General features: G+C 57.7%; 21 protein-coding genes. 9 read left to right on the top strand and 12 right to left on the bottom strand.

The features are described from left to right. Positions 1–17: 17 nt before the first annotated feature. From SIAM614_RS16665 to SIAM614_RS16680, 4 genes are all read left to right on the top strand, one after another. On the top strand, positions 18–3,437 hold the full coding sequence (locus SIAM614_RS16665) for an acyl-[ACP]--phospholipid O-acyltransferase (RefSeq protein ID WP_040440480.1): 3,420 nt from the start codon (positions 18–20) through the stop codon (positions 3,435–3,437). 229 nt (positions 3,438–3,666) lie between these two features. Further along, a complete protein-coding gene (locus SIAM614_RS16670) occupies positions 3,667–4,728 on the top strand; it encodes a hypothetical protein (RefSeq protein WP_040440481.1) in 1,062 nt (353 codons plus the stop codon). Positions 4,729–4,747: 19 nt separating this feature from the next. After that, positions 4,748–5,503, top strand: coding sequence for a hypothetical protein (locus SIAM614_RS16675; RefSeq protein WP_006936255.1), 756 nt, complete (start codon positions 4,748–4,750; stop codon positions 5,501–5,503). A gap of 206 nt (positions 5,504–5,709) precedes the next feature. Continuing rightward, complete coding sequence (locus SIAM614_RS16680; RefSeq protein WP_006936261.1) at positions 5,710–6,138, top strand: HIT family protein; 429 nt, start codon at positions 5,710–5,712, stop codon at positions 6,136–6,138. 88 nt (positions 6,139–6,226) lie between these two features. Here SIAM614_RS16680 and SIAM614_RS16685 read toward each other — a convergent pair whose 3' ends face one another. The 4 genes from SIAM614_RS16685 to SIAM614_RS16700 all read right to left on the bottom strand — a co-directional run bounded on the left by SIAM614_RS16685 (position 6,227) and on the right by SIAM614_RS16700 (position 10,048). Then, the gene (locus tag SIAM614_RS16685) at positions 6,227–7,840 is read right to left on the bottom strand and encodes an ABC transporter substrate-binding protein (protein WP_006936264.1); all 1,614 of its coding nucleotides are present in this window, start codon (positions 7,838–7,840) and stop codon (positions 6,227–6,229) included. A gap of 336 nt (positions 7,841–8,176) precedes the next feature. Then, positions 8,177–8,827 (bottom strand): glutathione S-transferase family protein, encoded by a 651-nt coding sequence (locus SIAM614_RS16690; protein WP_006936265.1) that lies wholly within the window; start codon positions 8,825–8,827, stop codon positions 8,177–8,179. Between the two features lie 85 nt (positions 8,828–8,912). Then, positions 8,913–9,287: an AzlD domain-containing protein gene (locus tag SIAM614_RS16695; RefSeq protein ID WP_006936266.1), complete on the bottom strand. Its 375-nt coding sequence runs from the start codon at positions 9,285–9,287 to the stop codon at positions 8,913–8,915. Next, positions 9,287–10,048 (bottom strand): AzlC family ABC transporter permease, encoded by a 762-nt coding sequence (locus SIAM614_RS16700; protein ID WP_040440482.1) that lies wholly within the window; start codon positions 10,046–10,048, stop codon positions 9,287–9,289. The genes SIAM614_RS16695 and SIAM614_RS16700 overlap by 1 nt, the downstream gene beginning before the upstream one ends. A 226-nt stretch (positions 10,049–10,274) precedes the next feature. On the opposite strand from SIAM614_RS16700, the gene SIAM614_RS16705 reads away from it, so the two are divergent. Further along, positions 10,275–12,158: a WG repeat-containing protein gene (locus tag SIAM614_RS16705; RefSeq protein ID WP_006936273.1), complete on the top strand. Its 1,884-nt coding sequence runs from the start codon at positions 10,275–10,277 to the stop codon at positions 12,156–12,158. Between the two features lie 13 nt (positions 12,159–12,171). Here SIAM614_RS16705 and SIAM614_RS16710 read toward each other — a convergent pair whose 3' ends face one another. From SIAM614_RS16710 to SIAM614_RS16725, 4 genes are all read right to left on the bottom strand, one after another. After that, the gene (locus SIAM614_RS16710; RefSeq protein WP_006936275.1) at positions 12,172–12,876 is read right to left on the bottom strand and encodes an SDR family oxidoreductase; all 705 of its coding nucleotides are present in this window, start codon (positions 12,874–12,876) and stop codon (positions 12,172–12,174) included. A gap of 242 nt (positions 12,877–13,118) precedes the next feature. Then, positions 13,119–15,566: an ATP-dependent Clp protease ATP-binding subunit ClpA gene (gene clpA, locus SIAM614_RS16715; protein WP_006936277.1), complete on the bottom strand. Its 2,448-nt coding sequence runs from the start codon at positions 15,564–15,566 to the stop codon at positions 13,119–13,121. Between the two features lie 12 nt (positions 15,567–15,578). Further along, the gene (gene clpS / locus SIAM614_RS16720) at positions 15,579–15,911 is read right to left on the bottom strand and encodes an ATP-dependent Clp protease adapter ClpS (protein WP_031268357.1); all 333 of its coding nucleotides are present in this window, start codon (positions 15,909–15,911) and stop codon (positions 15,579–15,581) included. A 398-nt stretch (positions 15,912–16,309) separates the two neighbouring features. Then, positions 16,310–16,642 (bottom strand): phasin family protein, encoded by a 333-nt coding sequence (locus SIAM614_RS16725; RefSeq protein WP_040440483.1) that lies wholly within the window; start codon positions 16,640–16,642, stop codon positions 16,310–16,312. Positions 16,643–17,248: 606 nt separating this feature from the next. On the opposite strand from SIAM614_RS16725, the gene SIAM614_RS16730 reads away from it, so the two are divergent. After that, entirely contained in the window at positions 17,249–18,934 is a 1,686-nt protein-coding gene (locus SIAM614_RS16730; RefSeq protein WP_006936283.1) for a D-alanyl-D-alanine carboxypeptidase, read from the top strand. 17 nt (positions 18,935–18,951) lie between these two features. Here SIAM614_RS16730 and SIAM614_RS16735 read toward each other — a convergent pair whose 3' ends face one another. From SIAM614_RS16735 to SIAM614_RS16745, 3 genes are all read right to left on the bottom strand, one after another. Further along, positions 18,952–19,659 carry a DnaJ domain-containing protein gene (locus SIAM614_RS16735; protein ID WP_006936284.1) on the bottom strand — a complete coding sequence of 236 codons (708 nt, stop codon included), beginning with the start codon at positions 19,657–19,659 and terminating at the stop codon, positions 18,952–18,954. Positions 19,660–19,804: 145 nt separating this feature from the next. Next, complete coding sequence (locus SIAM614_RS16740; RefSeq protein ID WP_006936286.1) at positions 19,805–20,545, bottom strand: vWA domain-containing protein; 741 nt, start codon at positions 20,543–20,545, stop codon at positions 19,805–19,807. Between the two features lie 103 nt (positions 20,546–20,648). Next, on the bottom strand, positions 20,649–21,287 hold the full coding sequence (locus SIAM614_RS16745) for a DUF2306 domain-containing protein (RefSeq protein ID WP_040440484.1): 639 nt from the start codon (positions 21,285–21,287) through the stop codon (positions 20,649–20,651). An 80-nt stretch (positions 21,288–21,367) separates the two neighbouring features. On the opposite strand from SIAM614_RS16745, the gene SIAM614_RS16750 reads away from it, so the two are divergent. Then, positions 21,368–21,973 carry a TetR/AcrR family transcriptional regulator gene (locus SIAM614_RS16750; protein ID WP_006936290.1) on the top strand — a complete coding sequence of 202 codons (606 nt, stop codon included), beginning with the start codon at positions 21,368–21,370 and terminating at the stop codon, positions 21,971–21,973. 10 nt (positions 21,974–21,983) lie between these two features. Here the strand turns inward: SIAM614_RS16750 and SIAM614_RS16755 are convergent, their stop codons facing one another. Further along, positions 21,984–22,418, bottom strand: a complete 435-nt coding sequence (locus SIAM614_RS16755) for a DUF1489 family protein (protein WP_006936292.1) — start codon at positions 22,416–22,418, stop codon at positions 21,984–21,986. 121 nt (positions 22,419–22,539) lie between these two features. Between SIAM614_RS16755 and SIAM614_RS16760 the strand changes: the two genes are divergently transcribed. Beyond that, positions 22,540–23,424 carry an SDR family oxidoreductase gene (locus SIAM614_RS16760; RefSeq protein WP_040440514.1) on the top strand — a complete coding sequence of 295 codons (885 nt, stop codon included), beginning with the start codon at positions 22,540–22,542 and terminating at the stop codon, positions 23,422–23,424. Between the two features lie 111 nt (positions 23,425–23,535). After that, the gene (locus SIAM614_RS16765; protein WP_006936297.1) at positions 23,536–24,084 is read left to right on the top strand and encodes a hypothetical protein; all 549 of its coding nucleotides are present in this window, start codon (positions 23,536–23,538) and stop codon (positions 24,082–24,084) included. Positions 24,085–24,116 lie beyond the last annotated feature (32 nt).

Genomic DNA, 24,116 nt, shown 5'->3' on the forward strand with positions numbered 1-24,116 from the left:
CTACGAAGGAGGACCTTATGAGCGCTCCACTGATGACATCCCGGCGTTTCGCTCCGCTCTTCTGGACGCAGTTCTTCTCCGCGTTCAACGACAATTTCCTGAAAAACGCCCTGGTGTTCCTGATTTTGTTCCAGGTCGGGGGACAGGCTGCGGACGGTGGTAACACCGGCGTTCTGATCTCACTGGCCGGAGCAGTTTTCATCGCTCCCTTCCTGTTTCTGTCCGCGCTTGGGGGCGAGCTTGCCGACAAGTTCGACAAGAGACGGATCGCGCGGGCGACCAAACTGGCCGAAGTTGCCGGAGCCGGCCTGGCGGTTGCCGGCATGGCCCTCTCCTCCCTGCCCGTCCTCTTTGCCGCATTGTTCGTATTCGGCGCCATGTCAGCCCTGTTCAGCCCGGTCAAATACGGGCTGCTGCCGGATCATCTGCCGGCCGCCAGCCTGCCGCGCGCCAATGCCTGGATCGAGGCCGGCACGTTCCTGGCGATCCTGGGCGGCACGATTTCCGCCGGGCTTTTGTTCAGCACCGGCGCTCCTACCCTGATCTTCGCTCCGGTGATGATAGTGCTGGCGCTTGGCTGTTACGGGCTGAGCCGTCAGATCCCCTCCGCACCGGCCGCAGCTCCCGATCTGACGGTTGACTGGAACCTTGCCACCTCCACATGGCGCGTGGTGCGGGATCTGGCGTCCGACCGCCGCCTCTTTCTGGCTGCCTTGATGAATGCCTGGTTCTGGCTCATCGGCGCCATGGTGCTCGCACTTCTGCCGTTGATGGTCAAAACGTTCCTGGGCGGTGAGGAAATCGCCGTCACCTATTTCCTGACGGTCTTCGCCGTATCGATCGGCATCGGGTCGGCGATTGCCGCCTGGCTTCTGGCTGGCCGTGTTGTTCTTCTGCCGGCCCCGGTCGGAACGTTCCTGCTGGCGCTCTTCTGCCTCGACGCCTCGCTGACCCTGGCCGGCCTGCCGGTCACAACAACCGCGTCAAGCCTGCGGGTATTCCTCACACATGAGGGTGTGATACGTCTCAGCATCGATATGGCAGGACTTGCCATTTCCGGTGCCCTGCTGGTTGTCCCCACCTTCACCGCGCTCCAGACCTGGGCAAAACCAGAGGTGCGGGCCCGCCGGATTGCAGCCTCCAACGCTCTTGGCGCAGCCCTGATGACGGTTGGCGGAATTCTGCTGGCAGGGGCTCAGAAACTCGGATTTTCCGTTCCCGCGATTTTTCTGGCGCTGGCCGGACTGAACCTCGTCACAGCACTGGTCATGTTGAAGGTCCTGCCGACCAATCCGCTGCGCGATGCGATTTCGATCCTCTATCGCGCCATCTTCCGGATGGAAGTCAAGGGAATGGAGAATCTGGAAAAAGCCGGCGAAGCACCGATCCTGGCCTTGAACCATGTCAGCTTGCTGGACGCAGGCCTGGCCCTGACCCTGACAGACAAGAAGCCGTCTTTTGCCATCGATTATGACATCGCGCAGCGCTGGTGGGTTAAACCCTTCCTGCACCTGGCAAACGCTTTGCCGATCAACCCGACAAAACCCATGGCCACACGCGCACTGATCAAGGTCGTGAACTCCGGCGAACCGATGGTGATCTTCCCGGAAGGCCGGCTGACGGTGACCGGCAGCTTGATGAAAGTCTACGACGGCGCGGCCATGGTGGCCGACAAGACCGGTGCCATGATCGTCCCGATCCGTATCGACGGCCTTGAGAAAACGCCGTTCTCCTATCTGAACCCCAGCCAGATCCGCAAACGTCTGTTCCCCAAAGTGAAGGTAACGATCATGGAACCGACCCGCCTGGACCTCAATGACGACCTGAGGGGCCGTCAACGCCGCGCGGCAGCCGGTGCCAAGCTCTATGGCGTCATGTCGGAACTGATGTTTGAAACCAGCCTGACGGAAGACGTCACCATTCTGGAAAAGGTAATCGCCACAGCGGCAGAACACGGCCACGGCAAACTGGCGCTGGAAGATCCGGTATCCGGCAAGCTGAGTGCAGGCAAACTGCTGACAGGCGTTTCCGTGCTTGGCCGCAAGCTGATGCAACATACCAGCGGCGAAGAAACCCTCGGGATCATGCTGCCCAATGCCAATGGCGCTGCCGTGACCGTTCTGGCGACCATGTCCGCCGGCAAGGTGCCTGCCATGATCAATTTCACGGCCGGACAGGAAAACATTCTCGCCGCATGCCGTGCGGCCGAGGTTCGCACGCTGTTGTCGTCCCGTGCCTTCGTCAAGCAGGCGCGCCTGGAGCAACTGGCCTCAAACCTTGAGGACCACGTTCGCATCATCTGGATGGAGGACCTGCGCGCTGAAATCGGATTTGCTGACAAGATCCGCGGCCTCCTGACCAAAAGCCGTCCTCTGGTGCAACGGCACGCCGACGATACGGCAGTGATCCTTTTCACCTCGGGATCGGAGGGAACACCCAAGGGCGTTGTTCTGACACACAGGAATATTCTGTCGAATGCCACACAGGCAGCAGCACGGGTCGATTTCACGCCGAACGACAAGGTGTTCAACGTCCTGCCGATGTTCCACTCCTTCGGCCTGACGGCAGGCACCATCCTGCCGCTGATTTCCGGCGTGCCGGTCTATCTCTATCCCTCGCCCCTGCACTACCGGATCGTTCCGGAGCTGATCTACACCTCCAACGCAACGATCCTGTTCGGCACCGACACCTTCCTGAACGGCTATGCCCGTGTCGCCCATGCCTATGACTTCCGCTCCCTGCGCTACTGTTTTGCCGGTGCGGAGCCCGTCAAACCGTCAACGCGTCAGATCTATCAGGAACGCTTCGGCCTGCGGGTTCTGGAAGGTTATGGCGTGACCGAAACCGCGCCGGTCATCGCGCTCAACACGCCGATGTACAACCGCCCGGGCACGGTCGGCAAACTGATGCCGGGAATGAAGGCCCGCCTTGAACCTGTGCCTGGTGTGGAAGAAGGCGGCAGACTGCATGTTTCGGGGCCGAACGTCATGGTCGGCTATCTGAAGGCAGACAATCCGGGCGTCGTCGAGCCGCTGGTCGATGGCTGGCACGATACCGGCGACATCGTCGAGATCGACGCCGACGGCTACATCATCATCAAGGGCCGCGCCAAGCGCTTTGCCAAGATTGCCGGTGAGATGGTGTCGCTCTCCGCCGTGGAAGCCTTGGCAGGCCAGATCTGGCCGCAGCACCTGTCAGCTGTCGCTGCCGTCAAGGATGCGCGCAAGGGCGAGAAGCTGGTGCTTGTGACGGAAAATCCGAACGCGGATCGTGCCGCCTTCATTGAAGGCGCAAAAGCCCGCGGCGCGCAGGACCTGATGATACCGGCAGAAGTTCGTGTCGTGTCCAAGGTCCCGGTCCTGGGCTCTGGCAAGCTGGACTTCGCAGCGGTTGCGAAACTGGTCAAGGACGGATCCGAACTGGGCGAAGCTGCCTGACATTACGCCCCGACCTCGCGCAAGCCGGGTCGGGGCGAATACTGATCACTACACCTCTTTATCTTATCTAAAGAGGTTTTTCGGCATCAACAACAAGACATCAGAAGAATTTTTTCCGACTTAAACCGCCGGAAACGCAGGAATTGCCCTCCCGGAGAAACTAAACCTTAAGACGAATGATACAACCTGTAAACGCATACCCAACGCCAGAGATCTCCGGAACTTACGGATGCGTTTTAAAAAAGGATTTGCCGTGGCCTTGTGCTTCGGTCTGCTCGCTTGCTCGGATAACGTTCCATCCGGAGACCCGCAGTCCGGTCTGAAGCGCGACATGCGAGGCTACAAGGCATCACCCGGCGTCCTCGTAGCAGAAGATGGGACACCTCATTGGATCCAGTCCGCGGTGACTGGGTACAAGGAAACGACCTTGGACACCGACCTTCCTGCGAAGGTTGTCATGCAGCAACCCACTGCATTCTGCCGCTTCCGCAAACCAAACCTCGGGGAATATATCGGCAATGTGCATGTCGGCACAGGCAACATGCATGCGCCGATCTACACCTGGTCGAAAACGAAAATTCGGGAACGGGCACAAAAGCTGGCTGAAAACGCCCAGAAACCAGCCGACGACCCCAGAAAGATTCGAGACGACACCATGGTACTCAGTGCAAAGGACGACAGTTTTCCTGTTGTCGATGTCGTCGTTACTGAAACCGAAAAGCCTGTCTACCTGATCCTGCAAAACGAATTCGGCAAGATCCTGTGGAACATCCATCTGGCACCGGGCGCCCGCATCTCGCACGTGGTGGCACTCGGTGTCGGCGATATCGCTTTCGCCAATCTTGATCCTGACGTGCCTGTTGAAATGGTCGGGGCAAGAACCCTTCGTTCCTGCGGTGTTCAGCCTTGGCGACAGATGCAAGATCACTGGCTTTTCGTAAGAAACGCCAAGGAAAATCCGAGCCTTCATGAAGAGCCCGTCGCCAAGAACAAGGCGGCTTATCGCAAGTACGACAGCTGGTTCAAGAGCGCCTTTGGCATAAGAAGCGAGCAAAATCTCGCTGGCGTGGAACGGTCAACTCACGTGCTCGTTGGGCCGCTCCCGGAAACTCTTGATGACCGGGTTCCTTTCCGGCCATTGGGGGGATCACTCGTCATCATGACGCCGGTCGAGAACATCGCAGTAGCTGGCAAGTCCGGCTACGAGGACAAGGCGATGGCGCAGATCAGGCCGTTGGTCGACAAGGCTCTCGGACGTGACAGCACCGCCAATACCAATTCCGGTTCATAAGCAACAGGGAACAGTCTTGATGCGTATCCTTCAAATCGCCTGCGGAGTGATCTTTTTCGCAGTGACGCTCTACTACGGCTACATCATGTTCAGTGCTGCCAACGTCGCGAACACTGTCTTCGGCTTCAAGAACGACCCGCTGAAAGGACAAGCGACGGTCCACAACGCCAGGCACGGCTCGAACGGTTCCCTGAAAGATGGCTACGTCGCCCTCACGGACTTCAAGAACCTTGATGCCGGACGGGTGGTCAATATCGTCATGCCCGTATCGGTGAAAGAGCTCTTGAAGGAAACAGGAGCTCCTGCCGACATGGACATGATCGAGGTCTTCATCTCCGGACAGGCCCCCAGGATCGCGGAAGCCGAATGCAAGCTCCTGGTGAAGACAATTGCATCGAATTGCCGGGTAAAGCTGACAAAAGCCAAGCAATTCAAGGATGATCCGAAATTTGCCGAGATCAGGATGCAGCTTGAGTTCGTAGAGAAGCAAGTTCCCGGTACCTTCAAGACAGAGAAACCTCTCAACTACCAGGAAGTGGACGTCGATCTGGTGGATAGTGCCGGTATCTACGCCGAAGCCTGGCTGAACGAATTCAAGAGCCGACGGGCGAAACTCTATACTACGGCAGCCCGCGCCTGCGATCCCTTGCGGCGTCAGCACGGCAATTGTTCGGTGACTGAAATCAACGTTTTGGGACGATGGGAAAAACGCGAGGAATTCGTGGTCATACGCTCGAACGCGACCCTGTCATATCTGTGGCCCGAACGAACCTGACCAGGGTCGCGTCTTCCGCAGCAGACTCATCCGAGCTGTTCTGTGGCATGTCGCGGCTTGTAGCTGCAAACAATCTCGGGCTAGATCAAGAGTAACTCTTGATCGGAATCGATTGATGGTCCTTTGATCACCCCTGAAGTGTCGAGGCAACTTGCCCAGTAACATCGTTTCGCGAAATCTTTTGCCTATCAGACAGGAATTGAACCATGTCCGCACCCGCTTATGACGACCAGAATGTCTTCGCCAAGATCCTGCGCGGCGAACTGCCGAGCCACAAGGTTTACGAAGACGACAAGACACTGGTGATCATGGACATCATGCCACGCGGCGACGGTCATGTTCTGGTGATCCCCAAAGCCCCTTCCCGCAACATTCTGGACATCGCCCAGGACGATCTCAACGCGGTGATGGCAACGGTCCAGACCATGGCCAGAGCGGTGATCAAGGCCTTTGATGCCGACGGCACGACCATCCAGCAATTTTCGGAACCGGCCGGTGGCCAGGTGGTGTTCCACACGCACGTCCATGTCATTCCGCGCTTCGAGGGCGTATCGCTGAAACCCCATACCGGCGCGATGGCCGACAACGACCTTCTGGCGTCTCAAGCTGAAAAGATCCGGGCAGCGCTGGCCTGAACCGGGTTCGCCCCACAGACAGGCCAAAACACAACAAAAAACGCCCACCCGGCTTGAGACCGGGCGGGCGTTCTTCATCGACCTTCGATCAGCTGTCGAACCACCAGCGGCTACAGGCTCTGGCCCCATCGAGCTCCCAGCTCGATGCCAGTTGCTCGCCATGCTGGACGTTGCTTCGGCGGGCATAAACGAAGTTGCGGAAGAACGGGATGATCGTGCCGCCGTCGTCATGTGCCAGCAGTGCCATTTCCCGGTACATCTCCGCCCGCTTGGCGTCGTCCAGCTCGGCCTTGGCCATCAACAGCAACTCGTTGAAGCGTTCGTTCTGCCAATGGCTTTCGTTCCAGGCGGCGTCAGACTTGTAGGCCAGCGAATACATCACATCCGGCGTCGGCCGCGCACCCCAGGCCACCACACAGAATGGTTTCTTCAGCCAGACATCCGAATAATATCCGTCGTTGGGTTCGCGCACGACCTTGATGTCTATGCCCGCAGCCTTGGCATGTTCGGCATAAAGAACGCAGAGATCGACCGCTCCGGAATAGATGGATTCCGCCGAGGAAATGCTGATGGACAATCCTTCGGCCCCGGCCTTCTTCAACAGCGATTTAGCCTGATCCGGATCGTAGTCGTGCTGCGGAATGTCGTCCGGCCAATAGGGCATGGCCGGCGAATGGTGGAAATCATTCGCTTTGGTCGCCGCCCCGAAGGCGATTTTTTCGATGATCTCGTCGCGGTTCATCGCAAGCTTGAGCGCGTTACGCACATCCTTGTTGTCGAACGGAGCCGTATCGCAGAACATCGGCATCGTGAGCGTCGAGGCAGACGGCACGTTGTCGATCTCCAGGTTCGGATTCCGCGCAAGCAGCCCCATGGTCTTCAGATCGATCAGCGAAACCGCATCCACGTCCCCAGTGACAAGGGCCGTCTGGCGGGCGTTCGGATCGGTCAGAACGATCAGTTCCACACCATCGAAATGCGCCCCATCCAGATGCCAGCCGTCATGACGCGTCAGCGAGAACCTCACCCCGAAATCACCGTTCTCGATCTTGTAGGGACCTGTGCCGTCACCCGAGGCCCAATCGATGGTACCGTCCTCGTTGGCAGGGCAGATCACGAGATGGTAATCGGTCATCAGCCACGGCAGATCGGCATTGCCCAAGGACAGCTTGAAGACAATTGCGTTGTCGCCGTCCTTGACGATATCCGTGACATCGGTCAGCAGCGCCTTGGCTGCCGAGGTCGTGCTTTCGCCGCGGTGATGGTTGATCGACGCAATGACGTCATCTGCGGTCATCTTGCGGCCGGAATGAAAGGTGACGTTCTCGTTGAGCTTGAAGGTCCATTCCGTCGCATCCTCGTTCGCCGACCATTCGGTGGCAATATCCGGCCCCAGAGAGCCGTCCGGCTCGATCAGGGTCAGGTAACTGCGGTGAGTATGCGCCAGAACAATCATGGCGATGGTGAGATAGGTGCCCGGATCGTGGGTGTCTGATGTGTTGCCGTCATGAATGCCGACCCGGAAGGTCCCGCCCGGCTTCGGTTGCGCCCTGGCGCTGGTGGTCCAAAGTCCCGTTGCGGCGGAAGCTGCAACACCGGCAGCCATGGAATAGTTCAGGAAATCGCGGCGGGAAATGCGGCCGGACTTTGCAGCGTCTGCCAGTCTTTCCAGCATTTCCGTATCTTTGAACTTGTCCTTCATCGTCAGATTACCTCCAAGTTTATCATCATCCATTCGGCTTCGACCCGCTTTCAATCGTTAACTTTAGGTCGGTCACGTTTGATCCGATCATCCGCCATTCGAAGTTTAGTAACGCAAAAACGACGTTTCCTTAGATAGTGCGCAGCAATGGTTTGTCCGGTCAGGATTACGGATAGTTTTAGTGGCAACTGCTGACGAGGAGCGCACGACGGCAAACATCGCGGCAAGGCAAATTGCGGTAGTCGTTGAATTTGGCTGCACGTCGGCAGACCGGATTCTGGCAGGCTGACCCGGTATCCGGGATATCGTGGAAAGAACGCTGGCTCGACGACTAGCCTAGGCTACGCCGGCTTGAACAGCAGCGTCTTCTTGTTCCCTGGCCATGTTCTGGTCCTCCTGAAGCACCTTCACCACCGAAGGCCTCTCGGAGAACCACTCGACATATCTCGTGAATTCTTCGAATTCCGGCACGATGCCGAACATCATGCCCCACCTTATCCCGACGCCCCAAAGGATGTCGACAGCCGTCATCCGCTCTCCAAGAACGAACGGGCCCTTGGAAAGCTGGATACGCATATTCCCCATAACCGTGTCGAAGGACCCGTAGGCCGACATCGAATGCGGCGGTTCTTCACGTTTCAGCGCACGGTCGATCAGGGCTGGCTCGAAACAGGAGGCCATGTGGACAAACCAGCGCAGGTAAGGCCCTCGCAGCGGATCGTCCAGCGCGGGTGTCAGCCCTTTTTCGGGAAAAAGATCTGCCAGATAGAGATAGATCGCGACCTGTTCGGTAATCACGGCCTCGCCGACACGCAGCGCCGGAACTTTCCCTGCCGGGTTTACCTGAAGATATTGGGGCGTCCGGTTTTCACCCAGTTTCAGGTTGAGCACGTTCAGCTTGTAAGGCGCTGCCAGCTCTTCCAGGAGAATGCGCACACCAGTGGCACGTGTCTGCGGTGCGTAAAAGAGTTCGACCTGATCCGTCATTTCGCTCTCCCTGACCGAGTGCAATCACCGTTCTCTTCAACCTACCCCATCTGGCGGGCAAGTGAACACGGGAATTCGATCTGGATCAGGAAGCCATTGCGTCGAGGAGGAGCCAGCCGGCAACAAGGAAAACTTCGGCGGCAAGCACGCCCACAAAGACACGTTGACGGGCGGCAAAAAACGAGGCGAAACCGAAACTGGCAGCAGCCAGGCGCAGCCAGAGTGGCGTCTCGGCCAGCACGCCTTGCGGAAACAGGATCAGCTTTGAAATCACCCCGGCGACCAGGGCGGTCGCGACACAGCGCACCCAGATCAGCAGTTCGCCATCTTCACGCAGCCTGCCACCGGCAAAGACCCCCAGCCAGCGCCAGACGTCGGTTGCAAACCAGCCGGCGACTATGATCATCGCCAAGGGCCACCAGGTTTCGGAAAGCAATCCGCCTGCGGTCGATCCGTCCATCACGACAGCCCCCTGCGCACGATCCGCGTTCCGATATAGGCTATCGTCCCGCCGACAAGGCCGGTCCAAAGAAGATCAAGCCCGGGCAGATAGATGAAGAAAACCGGCCCGAGCAGCAGCCCCGCGACCATCGCCGCCCGGTCCGCATTGAGCCGCGCCGCTCCCCAGAGCGAACACAGGAAATAGACCGGCGTCAGCAGGAACAAGGCGCCCGCCACCATGCCCGGCATGCTTTCCACCAGCAGATAGGAGACACCGGTCATGCAGAAAACGAAACTGGTCACCGCTCCACCGAAACCGATGAAAAACGGCAATCGACCTTCCCTTGGCATATCCGGCAGGTGCTTCATCGCGAACACCCAGGCGGTCACCGCCACGAAATGAGACGCGATCAGCAACTGCCATGTCCTGGTCTTGCCAGGCACCTTGATCAGCGGCATCAAGGCCATTGTCATCGGCATCAGACGGACAGAGGCAAGAGCCACGGCAATGCCCGCCGGAATCATCCCCATTCCGGAAGAAATCGCCCCGGTCAGAACCACGATGGAAGGCAGCGCCCAGACGAGCCCGGTCATCGCCAGGGTCTCGACAAGCGTCAGTCCGCTCTCCCGGGCAAGCCCTGCATAGCCGACAAACGCCGCGGTCAGAATAAACGCAGGAATAGACACCGCCGCCCGCGCCCCACGCGCCATCCAGACCCGAGCATGTTCCGGCGGGACTTGCAGGTTCTGGGTGGTTTCTGGCTGATCAGGAGCCGTCATCAAGCTGACTCATCTCTGGGCAGTTAGTAAGGTAGCCTTACCTTTTTGAAGATTTTCTGTCCAGAGCGCTTAAACGTGGATTGGTACGCCGGAGAACCGAACCGCCTAGCCTACTCATCGTCAGTGGCAACGAGACGAAGTCACCAATCAATACAACCCACGACTGCATTTACGCCACAATTGAGGACGATCAGGGTCAGACCATTTTTGTTTCAGAGCGGCCTGAATGTTTCACAAGCTAATTTTCCTTCCGACATGCCTCTTCGTGTTTCTGTTTTCAAACTCCCCGGGCATCGCTGACGTCTCAGACATTTCGTTCGGATGCGGCGGGCCGTTCGATCTCTGCGGCTATGTCGACAGAAAGTCGGGACAATCTCTGATCCCCTTCAAGTTTGAGGACGCACTACCTTTTAGCGAAGGACTGGCCGCAGTTAAGAGAGATGGCAAATGGGGATATATCGATAGCCTCGGCTCTATCGTTATCGAACCGCGCTTCGACCTTGCAGGCACTTTTACATCCGGCCATGCAGAAGTCGTTATCGATAATCAGGCACGCGTCATTGACCGAAACGGAAAAGTCGTTGTTGAGACACAGTTCGCCCGTGCAATTCCGTTTACTGAAGACGTTGTTCTTGTGGCAGAAGGACAACGTCGCCTCGAAGACGGGTTCAGACTTGCCCCTTTAGACGAACTCAGCAGCATCTTCATCAAAAAACGATTGGGTCTGTATCGGATCGATCAGGGTTGGATTTCAAAAAAACAGTACAAGATTGCCTATTTTGACAAGCTGAGTCGCGGCCTGATTTGGGCGTCTGACGCAAAGGGTAAAGAGCCGCTCTTCGGCCTTCTGAGAGCTGATGGCTCGTGGCAAGTTACACCGCGCTACACAAGCGCGTATAGGCTCATTGGCGACTTTGCGACCGTGCAAGGCACTCCTGACGTGGCCGAGCCAAAGTCACCTCAGTCTAAGAAGATAATGTCAGGTGCAGTTGATAGAAACGGCAAGCTCGTCATTCCGCTCAAGTTTGAAGGTCTCAGTTACTGGATGGGTGGGTATGGGTTGGCGCGCAAATATGACAATCTTTCACAACTGGGTTTGGTAACCCGACACGGCGAGCTATTGACCGGCCGTTATTATGAAAATGTTGACCGACCAACGGATGGCCGCTGGCCGCGAGTTCTGGAAAATGGGCTATGGCGCAGCGTTACGCCTGAAGGAGACCTGGTGCCTGATCAACGCAACGGTCACGTGCATGTTTCTTGCCCCAAAGGACTTCAGGTAATCGAACTGAACGGGTTCTACGCGATCCGCCATCCCAAGCTTGACACCTTAGTAAAGACAAAAGTTAGCGCAATAAACACGCGGTTTTCAGACGACTTCTGCTTGTCGCCCTACTTGGCCTCGATCGGCGACAAACGGTATAAGTTTGTCACGCAAGACGGTCGAACACTGCCGTCCAAAGGCTGGTATGACAACGTTCTCTACGTCAACGAAGGATTGTCTGCGGTTTCCTCCGCTGGAAAGTGGGGTGTGATTGACGACGACGGACAATTTTTGGTTCCGCCACTTTACGACAAGCTCCAAATACACAGACACAACAAAACATGGTTTGCCGTTCGGTCTCAGACAGGCCTCAAAAAAGAACCGGTTGTCTTAAAGGTCGAACAGAATGGAAGAGAATTCTGGATCGACACCCACAACAATGAAGTCGTAAAGCCCACAGGCCCAACCAAAGAAGAGAGCGAAGCAATACTGGCCTGCGGTGGCATGCTGACGCGCTTCGAAGAAAATGGGCTCTGGGGTATGATGGGCCCAAGCGGTAGAGTGATTATCGACCCAGATTATCGGGCGCTGACGTGTTTCAGACGGGGCATCGCTTGGGGCGCACTCAAACAGAAAAAACTCTGGTGCCCAATCGATTCAGATGGTCGGCAGAAGGCTGCTTTCTCTTGCAGGAAATCTATCGACGTTGTGGGGCTTACTGACACTCGCCCCGAGGAACTGTCCCAGGATCCCCACGAAAGCAGCGTTCTCTGGCTTCGTGCATTGCTGGACTACGCCCAAGGAAAACGGCCAGAGCCGCCGGGCTTGCGAGGAATGACCTTCTAACTCTCGAATTCCCTCACACCGACCGCGTCAGACCACCATCAATGCGGATGTTCTGTCCCGTGATATAGGCCGCCGCCTCGCTGGCAAGATAGGAAACCAGACCGGAAATCTCGTCGGCGCGGCCATAGCGGCCCATGGGGATCCGGGCGAGGTGGTCTTCCTTCTCCGGCAGGCTGTCGATGAAACCGGGCAGGATGTTGTTCATGCGCACGTTTTCGGCCGCGAATTTATCTGCAAAGAGCTTGGTGAAGCTGGCAAGTCCTGCCCGGAACACACCGGATGTCGGAAACAGCGGGTCTGGTTCGAAGGTGGCGAAGGTGGAGATGTTGATCACCGTTCCCCCACCCTGTTCCGCCATGACCGGAGCGACGAGGCGCGCCGGGCGAATGACGTTCATCAGGTAATAGTCCATACCGAGGTGCCAGTCCTCGTCGGAGATTTCCAGAATGCCGCCTTTCGGACCGTGTCCGGACGAATTGACCAGAACATCAATCCGGCCAAGGGAGTCCAGGGTCTTTTTGACAAAAGAAGTCAGGTCGTCCGCAACAAGGTTGGAACCGGTGAAACCGACCCCGCCCAGCTCTTCCGCAAGCGCCTCGCCCTTGCCGGATGAAGACAGGATTGCGACCTGGAACCCATCCGCGGCCAGCCGTCTTGCCGCGTCGGCGCCCATGCCGGACCCGCCTGCGGTGATCATGGCAACCTTGTTATCGCTCATATCCGTTCTCCCGAAAGTGTCTGCTTCTTAGCTAGGCGGGAGACCGGGTTGCTGCAAATGATTTTCCTGAATGGCTTCAATTCCAAACATGAATGAGACTAACCGCCACTCGCCTCACCAACAGTGAGCTCAAGGCACGGGATCCCCTGCCCACTTCAAGCGTCATCAATCGTCTTCGCTGGCCAAAACAAAAAAAGGCCCCGGATCTCTCCGGGGCCTTTACGATCTGATTTTGCCCGGCCTCAGTCAGCCAGGGGAACCTTGGGGACAAGGCTTTTCTTGGATGGACCGCTCTTGCCTGCCGGCGGCTTGGTATCCTTGGCGCTCGCAGCCTTGGCAGCGGGCTTGCGACGGCGCTTCGGCTTGGCCTTGGCTTCGGTCTTTGCCTTGGCTTTGGGCGGCGTCGCCCGCTCCTCGATGCTTTCCAGAAGCAGACCCTTGCCGTCCTCGGACACGGTGACCTTGACCATCCCGCCTTTCTTCAGCTTGCCGAACAGCACCTCGTCGGCCAATGGCCGCTTGATGTGCTCCTGGATGATCCGCCCAAGCGGGCGAGCCCCCATCTGACTGTCATAGCCCTTGTCGGCAAGCCATTTGACGGCATCCTCTGTCAGCTCGAAGGTTACGCCGCGGTCAGCCAGCTGGACTTCCAGCTGCATGACGAACTTCTCGACCACCTTGTAGACGACTTCCATCGGCAGATTGCCGAACGGAATGATCGCATCGAGACGGTTGCGGAATTCAGGCGTGAACAGCTTGTTGATCGCTTCCGCGTCGTCGCCTTCCCGCTTAATGCGGTTGAAGCCAACGGGCATCTTGGCCATGTCCGCAGCACCGGCGTTGGTGGTCATGATCAGGATGACATTGCGGAAGTCGACCTGCTTGCCGTTGTGGTCGGTCAGCTTGCCGTGGTCCATCACCTGCAACAGGATGTTGAACAGGTCCGGATGGGCCTTTTCGATCTCGTCCAGCAGCAGCACGCAGTGCGGATGCTGGTCGACACCGTCGGTCAACAGACCGCCCTGGTCGAAGCCGACATAACCCGGAGGTGCACCGATCAGGCGCGACACGGTGTGCCGTTCCATATATTCGGACATATCGAACCGGATCAGCTCGACACCCAGCGAAGACGCGAGCTGCCGTGCAACTTCCGTCTTGCCGACGCCTGTCGGGCCGGAGAACAGATAGCTGCCGATCGGCTTGTCCGGTTCACGCAGGCCGGCACGCGCCAGCTTGATGGCCGACGCCAGCGTTCCGATGGCCTCATCCTGACCATAGACGACCCGCTTCAGATCCTTGCCGAGGTTCTCCAGAACTTCCGCATCGTCCTTGGAAACGGACTTCGGCGGGATCCTGGCCATGGTGGCAATCGTGTTCTCGATTTCCTTCACACCGATGGTCTTGCGGCGGCGGGCTTCGGGAACCAGCATCTGCGAGGCACCGGTTTCATCCAGTACGTCGATCGCCTTGTCCGGCAGCTTGCGGTCGGAAATGTATTTCGCCGACAGCTCCACAGCCACCTTGATGGCATCGTTGGTATACCGAACCTTGTGGAAGTCCTCGAAATAGGGCTTCAGACCTTTCAGGATGTCGATCGCGTCCGGGATCGACGGCTCGTTGACGTCGATCTTCTGGAAGCGGCGGACCAGCGCCCGGTCCTTCTCGAAGAACTGGCGGTATTCCTTGTAGGTGGTCGAACCGATGCAGCGGATCGCACCGGAAGCAAGTGCCGGCTTCAGGAGGTTGGATGCATCCATCGCCCCGCCCGACGTTGCACCGGCGCCGATCACCGTATGGATCTCGTCGATGAACATTACCGCGCCCGGATAGTCCTCGATTTCCTTGACCACCTGCTTCAGCCGCTCCTCGAAATCGCCGCGATAGCGGGTACCCGCCAGCAACGAGCCCATATCGAGCGAAAAGATGGTGGCATCCTTCAGCACATCCGGCACATCGCCATTGACGATGCGATGCGCCAGACCTTCCGCGATGGCGGTCTTGCCAACACCCGGGTCGCCGACGAAGAGCGGATTGTTCTTCGACCTGCGGCACAGGATCTGGATCGTGCGCGAAATTTCGCTGTCGCGCCCGATCAGCGGGTCAATCTTGCCATTGGTGGCCTTGGTGTTGAGATTGACACAGTAAGCTTCAAGAGCGTCCGTCTTCTGACTGGACTTCTTCTCGGTTTCAGCTCCGGGCATCACATCTTCTTCATCCGCCCCTTCGACAGGACGAGCCTCGGACATGCCGGGACGTTTGGCGATGCCGTGGGAGATATAATTGACCGCGTCGTAACGGGTCATGTCCTGGTCCTGCAGGAAGTAGGCTGCATGGCTTTCGCGCTCGGCGAAGATCGCAACGAGCACGTTGGCGCCGGTCACTTCCTCCCGGCCGGACGACTGGACGTGGATAACCGCCCGTTGAATGACGCGCTGGAAGCCGGCGGTCGGCTTGGAATCCTCGTCACTGTCGGTGACAAGGTTGTCCAGCTCGGTTTCGATATATTCAACCAGGTTGCGGCGGATCGTATCCAGATCCACATTGCAAGCGCGCATGACCGCAGCCGCGTCCTGGTCGTCAAGCAAGGCCAGCAGAAGATGCTCTAGCGTTGCATATTCCTGCTGCCGCTCATTGGCGAAGGCCAGAGCCTGGTGGAGTGCTTTTTCTAGACTGCGTGAGAAGGAAGGCACGTGCGTTTGTCCTCACTTTTTTTCCATGACGCATTGCAACGGATGCTGATGCTTGCGCGCGAAATCCATCACCTGGGTGACTTTCGTCTCCGCGACTTCGTAGGAATAGATTCCACATTCCCCGACGCCGTGATGGTGAACATGCAGCATAATGCGGGTCGCCTCTTCGCGGTTTTTTTGGAAGAAGTTCTCCACAACGTGAATAACGAACTCCATCGGAGTGTAGTCATCGTTCAACAGCAGCACTCGATAGAGATTTGGCCGCTTGGTTACTGTTTTGGTACGGGTGACTGTAACCGTTCCGGCGTCGCCACCGTCATTGTCATAATCAGAGCCCGCCGACATTGCCGTTTCTTTTGCCTCTATCACTCCGGCCATCACCAAATTTCGAATCCTGAACACTCTGCCCTGCGCAGCTGGTCCAGAGCTTTCCGCAGCACGGACTGCGCCGCGAATACGCATTCTCAGTGGTAATCCTGCCGCGCAAGCCGCTCTCGCGCAATGGTCGATTTCATCAACATAAAGGTCAACAGCGCATTTGTAGTCCCTGCGCTGCCAGTCAAGAGGAATGTAGGTTGCCTGACAATGAATAAAAGGTGGCAAGAGAACGCATTTCAAAATGCGTTCCAAAATGGCACCCTGCCCCGCGCGTCGCCGGTAAACCTGTGCATACACGAAAAAACCCGGCTCGAACGAGCCGGGTTTCAAACTTCAAACCGTTGTGAGACGGCTAAAAGGGAACTTTATTTCGCAAGCTTGCCCATCACGCCTTCGTAAGGCTTGTAGGCATCTTTGGACATATCGGTGACCATTTCACCGATCTTCGTCATTTCGCCGACAAAACCTTCGTAAGCGGTTTTGACGTAGTCGGCCTGCGCTTCGAAAGCCTTGTCGAGGGACTTGGAGGAAACGAGCTTCTCAACAGCTGCGGAACTTTCCTCGAAAGACTTCTTCTGGTAGTCGGCCATTTCAGCGGCGATGGCCTGGAAACCCTTGCTGACAGAACCGAAAGACGCCATGGCCATGTCCATGTTGTCTTTGCTCATCTTCTGCAGTTCATCAAAATTGTTCATCATTTTTCTGCCCTTTTCCGGCGAACCGGTTACCAATCCCAAGCATCGGCCATATGGGGCGGTCCGGCGCGCGTATCGCGTTACCTAACGAGACTTTGTCGTAATGCACTGCACAATAAGTGTCAAGGTGATTTTGCATTGCAAAAACAACCATTACGCGAATTTAACGCTCCTTTCATAACGTAAGCTGCCGCGCCAATGTCCGAAAAACAGCACCCTTGACGTGGACAGGCAACAGCAACCAGAAGAAGGCGACACACACCCCAAACCAACAAAGCGGGAAGATGCTTGCGCGTGACCAAATCCGGAACAAAAAAAGCCAAAAATAAACGGAACCTTAACCAGAAAATCAAGCAAGAAGAAGGTTTTACGAAAACAATACTTGCAAATACGAAAGAATGTGACTTTAACCAACGATTAACTCTAACAAAAAACTATTTTTTTAAGTGGTTTTTCGATCATTCATTTACCCATTCGTAACCGTAATTCCATCAAATGACATGGAGAACGACGGAGCAGCGGTTCTGAATCTCAGGGGGTTAAGATCCAAAACGCGCCGCTCCAGAGACAAACCACGTGACCCGGAATGGGATAGTAATTGTGTTTGGGATGCGTATTTTTCGCAAGGGACGGGTTCTCGTCCGCACTGCAAAGTTCTTGACCCTCGGCCTTGTGCTTTTGGGGCTGCCTGCAACGGCGATGGCAAACCCGAAATATGCAGGGATCGTCGTCGACGCCAAAACCGGCAAGACACTTTACTCCTCATCGGCAGATTCCTACAGGTATCCCGCCTCTCTCACCAAGATCATGACCCTGTATCTGGTGTTTGAAGAGCTGGAAGCCGGACGACTGTCGCTGGACTCCAACCTGAGTGTTTCCAGCTACGCATCCGCGCGGCCGCCCTCCAAGCTGGGCCTCAAGCCCGGTGGCACCATCAAGGTCAAGGATGCGATCCTTGCGCTGGTCACCAAGTCAGCCAACGACGTTGCTTCCGTCATTGCGGAGAACCTTGGCGGCTCTGAAAAGAAATTCGCCGAACGCATGACCCGCACAGCGCGTCAGATCGGCATGTCGAAGACCACTTTCCGCAATCCGCATGGTCTGCCGGACAACGGACAGCGCACCACTGCCCGGGACATGGCAACGCTCGGCCGCGCCATTCAGGAACGGTTTCCGCAGTATTACGGTTACTTCAAAACCCGGGCCTACAAATACAAGGGCCGCACCTACGGCAACCACAACAAGCTGCTCGGCCGCGTGAAGGGTGTTGACGGGATCAAGACCGGTTATATCCGCGCCTCCGGCTTCAACCTTGTTACCTCGGTCAATCGGGACGGCAGGCACATTGTTGCTGTTGTCATGGGCGGCAAAACCGGCGCATCGCGCAATGCCCAGATGACGAAGCTCATCAACGCCTACCTGCCCAAGGCAAGCCGTGGTCCGAAAACAGCGCCGCTGATCGTCCAGAACACCTCTGAACCGACGTTCGTTGCCGTTGCGCTCAAGAACCCGCCCTTGCCGAACACCAAACCCGGTAGCGAACCGGCGCCGGCTGCGGGTGAGCCGATGGTGCTGGCCTTTACCGCGCCGACCAAAGCTTCAGCGATTCCGACACCGGCTCCCGCTCCTGTCCTGGTGACCGCCTCCAATGCGCCCGTCACGGCATCGGTCCAGACGCCCGCTCCGGTTCCGGGCTTCGGCAACGACGTACCTCTGCCGCCGAAGCTTGTGAAACAACGGTTCGACAGCACGTTTGCGGTTGCAACCGCCCTCCCGCCGATCCCGCCGTCAAGCCCGGACGAGCCGCTGAACACCAATTCGATTTCCAGAGCTGCTCTGCTCGAAGCCGCAAAGTCCGAAGGTGCGAAAGCAGGTGGCGCACAGCGCGCCGTTGGTTCCGCGCAGCCGGTCAAAACGGTCTCTGTTCAGACCATCGCGATCAACACCACACCGGTTGAGACCGTGGCAGCACCGGAAACCGCATCTGCCGACAACAGCAGCGACGATGACAGCGTCACGGTTGCGACAAGCGATACCCGCGATGTCGAGCCGGGCTGGCAGGTCCAGATCGCTGCGACCGAATCCGAAAGCCAGGCCATCACCATGCTGAAGGATGCCAAGGCCAGAACCGGAGCCGCCCTGCGGGGCCGGGTCCCCTACACCGAACCCGTCGACACCAACGGACAGACGCTCTACCGCGCCCGGTTCGTCGGCTTCGACACCAAAACAGCTGCGTGGAATGCCTGCAAAAGCTTGAAAAAGGCAAAATACGCATGCTTCGCCATCTACCAGTAACCGCGTAACGGATGCCGTCAATGTCTTCTGAGAAGCGTGTCTTTAGCCTCGTTGATTTTCGCCGCGAGGAAACCGGAGCCTCCCTGGTCGGGGTGGACTCGCATCATAAGCCTGCGGTGCGCAGCTCGAATTTCCGCGTCCCCGGCATCGGGCGAAAGCCCCAGGATCTGGTAGGCCTCCTCATCTGTCATGGGGCCCGAGCTCGCCGGGCTTCCCTGCCGCTCTGCTCCATCCGCCTGGAAGTGTTCACGCCATCCGGGAAGCCTGCGGTCGAGATAAGCTTCGACTAGCTTCTGGCTCTGACCGTCCTGGGCCGTTTCCTGCCAAAAGGCTTCAAGGTCCGGTTCGGTCAGTTCATCCAGCTCGCGCCCCTGAAAGGTGCCCGCAAGCACGGTTCCGGTCATGGCACCGGTATCGTGATCAAGTTCCATCTCTACCATGGCAGTTCGCACACGCGAGCGTTGCCCTGAGGTTTTCTGAGGCTTGTAGCCAGACGAAAGCCAAGGGAGACCGGACATCCCCAGAACGGATAAACCAAGCCCGAACAGGGGGATGGCAAACAGGAACCGGCCTGTCAGCGCAAAGATCAGCGCCACCACCATAAGAAGACCACCCGCGAACAGGCGTAATCCTCTGGCAAGCTTCGCCGGGTTGGCGTTCACGAACGTGTTGCCGAGGGTCAATAGGGCGGTCAGCGCTATCAAGCCGATAATCAGATAAATCATGTGGCGGTGGGGTCCCCGTTCGCCGGCCCGGGCCCGTACCCTATGGATGCAGCGGCCCTATTCCAGTCACGTGTTGAATGTTTCCGGTTATGTAAACCTGTGGCAGAGGCAACAGCAAGGAAGAGCGGTCCCTTCCCTCCCAAGCCTAACGGACGGAGGGCAACTGCTGCAGCAAAAGCGTTGCGCCCTTGCCGCCTTGCTTTTCCAGCTTCTGCAACGCCGTTCGGCCGCCGCTGGCGTAAACGGCAACGGCTTTCAGGAGATCTGACAGCTGCTGAGCCGAGCCGGAATCAAAACGGCAAAACACGCCGTTGGTAAGCCTGGCCATTTCACGAAACGCACGCTCTGCCACCGCGTCCCGACCTTCCTGAAACAGGAACATCGGCACGCCGAGCAGGCCCAGCTGGCCAGCCTTGTCACACAAGGCATCGACGTCCTCTTCCATGCAGTCGCCCACGTAAACCAGGGCGGCGATCTTTTCGGTATTGGCGGCTGACAGCGCGGCCGAAAGCACCTTGCGGATTTGTGTACGCCCACCCTGGCAGGCAATGCGGCTCATGGCGTTTGCAAGCTCGGCTCCACTGTTAAGCCAGCGGGAGGCCCGGCACTCTCCAAATCCGCGAAAATAGACGAGTTTGATACTGAGACCCGAAATCTTGCCCGCTTCCCGAAACATCTCGGCCTGGATCTGGCAGGCCTGGTCCCACGTCGGCTGGCGGCTCATCGTCGCGTCGAGGGCGAACACAAGACGCCCTCCACTGCCAGGTTGCGGTGCGATTTCCTCGGCCTTGCGGAGAAAGGAGGCAACCTCGGAAGCGGCTGAAGGCACTCCGGCTTCCTTCCGGACCATCGGGTCTACCGTGCCTTTGCCGGTCTTCACGTTCACGGCCGCCTCCTTGTGCCTGTTTATGACAGTCAAATTGGGTCCGGAAACCCGTTTTGGCAAGTCTCAGTCCATGGGATGCGACACGGGTTAGCCCCTCCTGCCCTCAGGCAGCAGCCGAGACCAGGCGTGAGCTTTTGGGACGAACAAGAAGATACACTTCCATGAAAACCGCATTCGGGAGCCAGCACAGCCAGGCAATGAGAGGATAGGCAGTTTGAAAGTCGAGACCTGCCGCCATGCTGCTTCCCAGATAGACACGCAACGTTACAGCAGCAAAGGTAAGGGCGGCCGAACGCAGCATCCAGGCGCGGTGACGCGGGATGTTCCGCTGCAAGGCAAAGACCAGCGCGATACCGGTAGTTATCATCCACAGGACCGCCAGCAGCGCAAAGCCTGTTGCAGCGAAAATCCCTGCTGTTGTGTGAAAGGCGAGCTGCAGCCCCGCAAGACCGGAAACCAGGACTGCAGCGACGTAACCGCGGCCCAACCAGCGGTGCAGTTTCGGCCGGCGCGCTCGCAGCCGGGTCATGAACTGAAACGGCATCAATGCAAGCGCAATCGGCGCAACACCGATGTGTGCGTAAAGCATCAGCGCATTCCCGTCGAGATTATGCGCCACGAAGTCCATCGACGCGGATACCCCCAGCGCCAAAAATCTCAACGAAGCCACCGCAACCAGGACAGCGCTAACCGCCGCTGTCCAGAAGGCTACACTTGCTGCAAACCTTGAAACCATCGACATTCCGCCTCTCCAGGTTAACTTGACAGTGTCAAGATAAAGCGAAACTTGACACTGTCAAGCATATCGCCGATGAAGATCGCATGACAGTTTCTCCCCCCTCCCGCCGCAAACGAGACGGCAGTCTGAGAAGGGCTCTGGTCGATGCTGGTGTGGCGCTGTTGCGCGAACGTGGTCCGGACAAGCTCTCCCTGCGCGAATGCGCTGCCAAGGCAGGTGTTTCACACGCGGCCCCTGGCTATCACTTCAAGAATATCACGGGCCTGTCGACAGCAATTGCCGCGCGTGGGTTTGCCCTGTTTTGTGAGGCTATGGAAAAACGGCTCGAGACCTGCGCTCCTGCCGCTGCCGAACGGCTGAGCGCCATCTGTCAGGGATACCTGGATTTTGCGACCGGACACCCGGAGCTGTTCCTGTTCATTTTTTCAGGACAGAAATTCAACGAGAACGATGAGGAATTTGCTCTTCACGCCTCAAGATCCTATGCGATCTTGCGCGAAACATGCGCACCGCTGATCCCTGAAGGGACCGATCCGGAGGAAATCGAGATCCTCGTCTGGTCGCTGGTGCATGGCTACGCGCATCTTGCCATGACGCGCAAGAAGGAAAATCCCGGCCTTGGGCCAGGCTGGCCGGACTTCAGCACGATCATCGGACATCTTCACAAGGCGTTGCCGGTTTCCGGCTGATGCCGGCAGATCAAAGCAGGCAGAGCTCAGTAAGATCTCGCCGCATATCCTCCGGCATGGCCTGGGCCGCTCCGCCGGCCTTCAGGTCTGCCGGAGCGTCCTGCGCCTTCAGATAGCGCCAGCCCTGAAACGGACGCTTGGGCTGGAACTGAGTCAGGATCAGTCTTGGCTCCATAACCAGATCGCAGCGTTTGACGCCCGCCTGGTCCGTGAACGGCCGGATATCGATAAGGTGCTGGCGCACCTGGATCTTACCCTTGATCACCCAGTAGAGAGACCCGCCATCCAGAAGCTCGTCCTTGCGGGTTGGCACCATGCGCGTCGTATGGATCGTTTCTGCTGGAAGCCCGGTTTTGCGGGCATTGTCCATGCGAAAATCGATCCAGGCCTGAAGGGACTCGACGCTGTCCGCGCCGACGCACAGTTTTACCAGATGCAAGGTCATGCTTCTCACCTATCAGGCTTCCGGCCAAGGTCAAGATTGTGGCAGAAAACGGCGGTGGATTGTCGCCCGTCCCGGGCAGCTTCAGCTTGCGCCGCTGGCCAGAACGGGGTTCTCTTTGCGCATGGAAGTATTTGTAACGGGTGGAACCGGCGAGATCGGTTCTGCCGTGGTAAAGCGGCTGGTTCAGGACGGTGCCAGGGTAATCGGTCTGGCCCGCTCAGACGCGTCTTCAGCCAAGCTGCGTGCGTCTGGCGCAAGTGCCTATCCCGGAGATCTGCGCGCACCGGAAAGCTGGGTATCGAGGGCAGCTTCATGCGATGCCGTCATCCACCTTGGCGCGACTTTTTCTGAAGATATGGGACGGGTCGACCGGCAGAGCATGCTCGCCCTGAAGCAGGCAGCCAAACACCGCAAACAGCCGCTCAAGATCATCTACACCGGAGGCATCTGGCTTTTCCCTGCAACGACAGGAAACCAGCTGCTGAGCGAGAAAACCCAGTTCGCTCCCCTGCCCGCGTTTCGCTTCATGACCGAAACGATCAGGACCCTGTCGCATGGAACGGATCTCAATCTGACGGTCATTCACCCGGCGCTCGCCTGCAGTCAGACAACCGGACCAATTGCCCTGATGACGGCAGCGCTCAAGGAAGGCAGGCCGTTCCAGACCCGTGCAACAGCCCAAACAAGGTGGCCGTTGGTAGAAATAAACGACCTTGCCGCGCTTTATACGCTCGCCCTCAAGAACGCCCGGTTCCGGATGTCGCTGATTGCAAGCTGTATTGAAGGTATTTCCGTCGGTCACCTGGCTTCGCATATTTCAGCCCGACACGGATTGCCGCTGGAAATCGAGACGGTTCCCGCACCTGAGGCTGCCGAACCGCTCACCGATTGGGCTGCCGGCTATGCCCTGTCGCAATCCGTTGACGTCAGCCACGCCCAAAGAGCAACTGGCTGGCAGCCGGAACATTCTACAATAGAAGATCTGGTGGTGTCCCTGTCAAAATAGACGATGACCTTGAGTTTTCGCAGCAAAACGCGGCGACTCCGGTATTGGACAAAGACTTTCTAAAGTTTTGAAGATGTATGGTCGGGCCAAATTCCAAAACAGGGTCCGGGCGTGTTTCGTACACTCATTTCGTTGCTGGTCTTTCTCGCTTCCGTCGTGCCACTGCAGGCGGAAGTCGCCGTTCCCGTTGGCATCTTCAAGGTGGTCAACACGGAAGGCTTCGTCCAGAGCAACGGTGAGCGCGTTGCACTAGAAACGGACATGAGTGAAGGCACCGCGCTGATCGAAAGGGACGCTGCGAACCGCCTGAATGTCGAGATCAACGGAGCACAGCTCAATCTGTTTCCTCTGGACCGGGGTCTTGCCGCGCTCACCTGGGATGCCAATGGCACCGCCCTGCTCCACGACATCGACGTCCGTGCGCTTTTCGGAAAAGACGATCCGGAAGATGTTCCGGCCTGGGGCGCGGAACTTGAGTGGCCCGGATCCGGCACTGTCCAACTCGTGCTCCTGCCTCTGGGCGACCGCGCCTATACGGCGTTTCTCATCAGCCACCCCCGCGACAAGACAGTGGTGCGGCAAATGGAATTCAGGCAGTTCTACGGACCGTCGGACAGGCCTGAAATTTCCTTTTCGTCCAGCCTGACCCCCGCCAACTAGGTGTGGACAGGATCCGGCGAAGGCCTCTTGGG

It is taken from the genome of Roseibium aggregatum IAM 12614 (genome assembly GCF_000168975.1).
Lineage (GTDB): Bacteria > Pseudomonadota > Alphaproteobacteria > Rhizobiales > Stappiaceae > Roseibium > Roseibium aggregatum.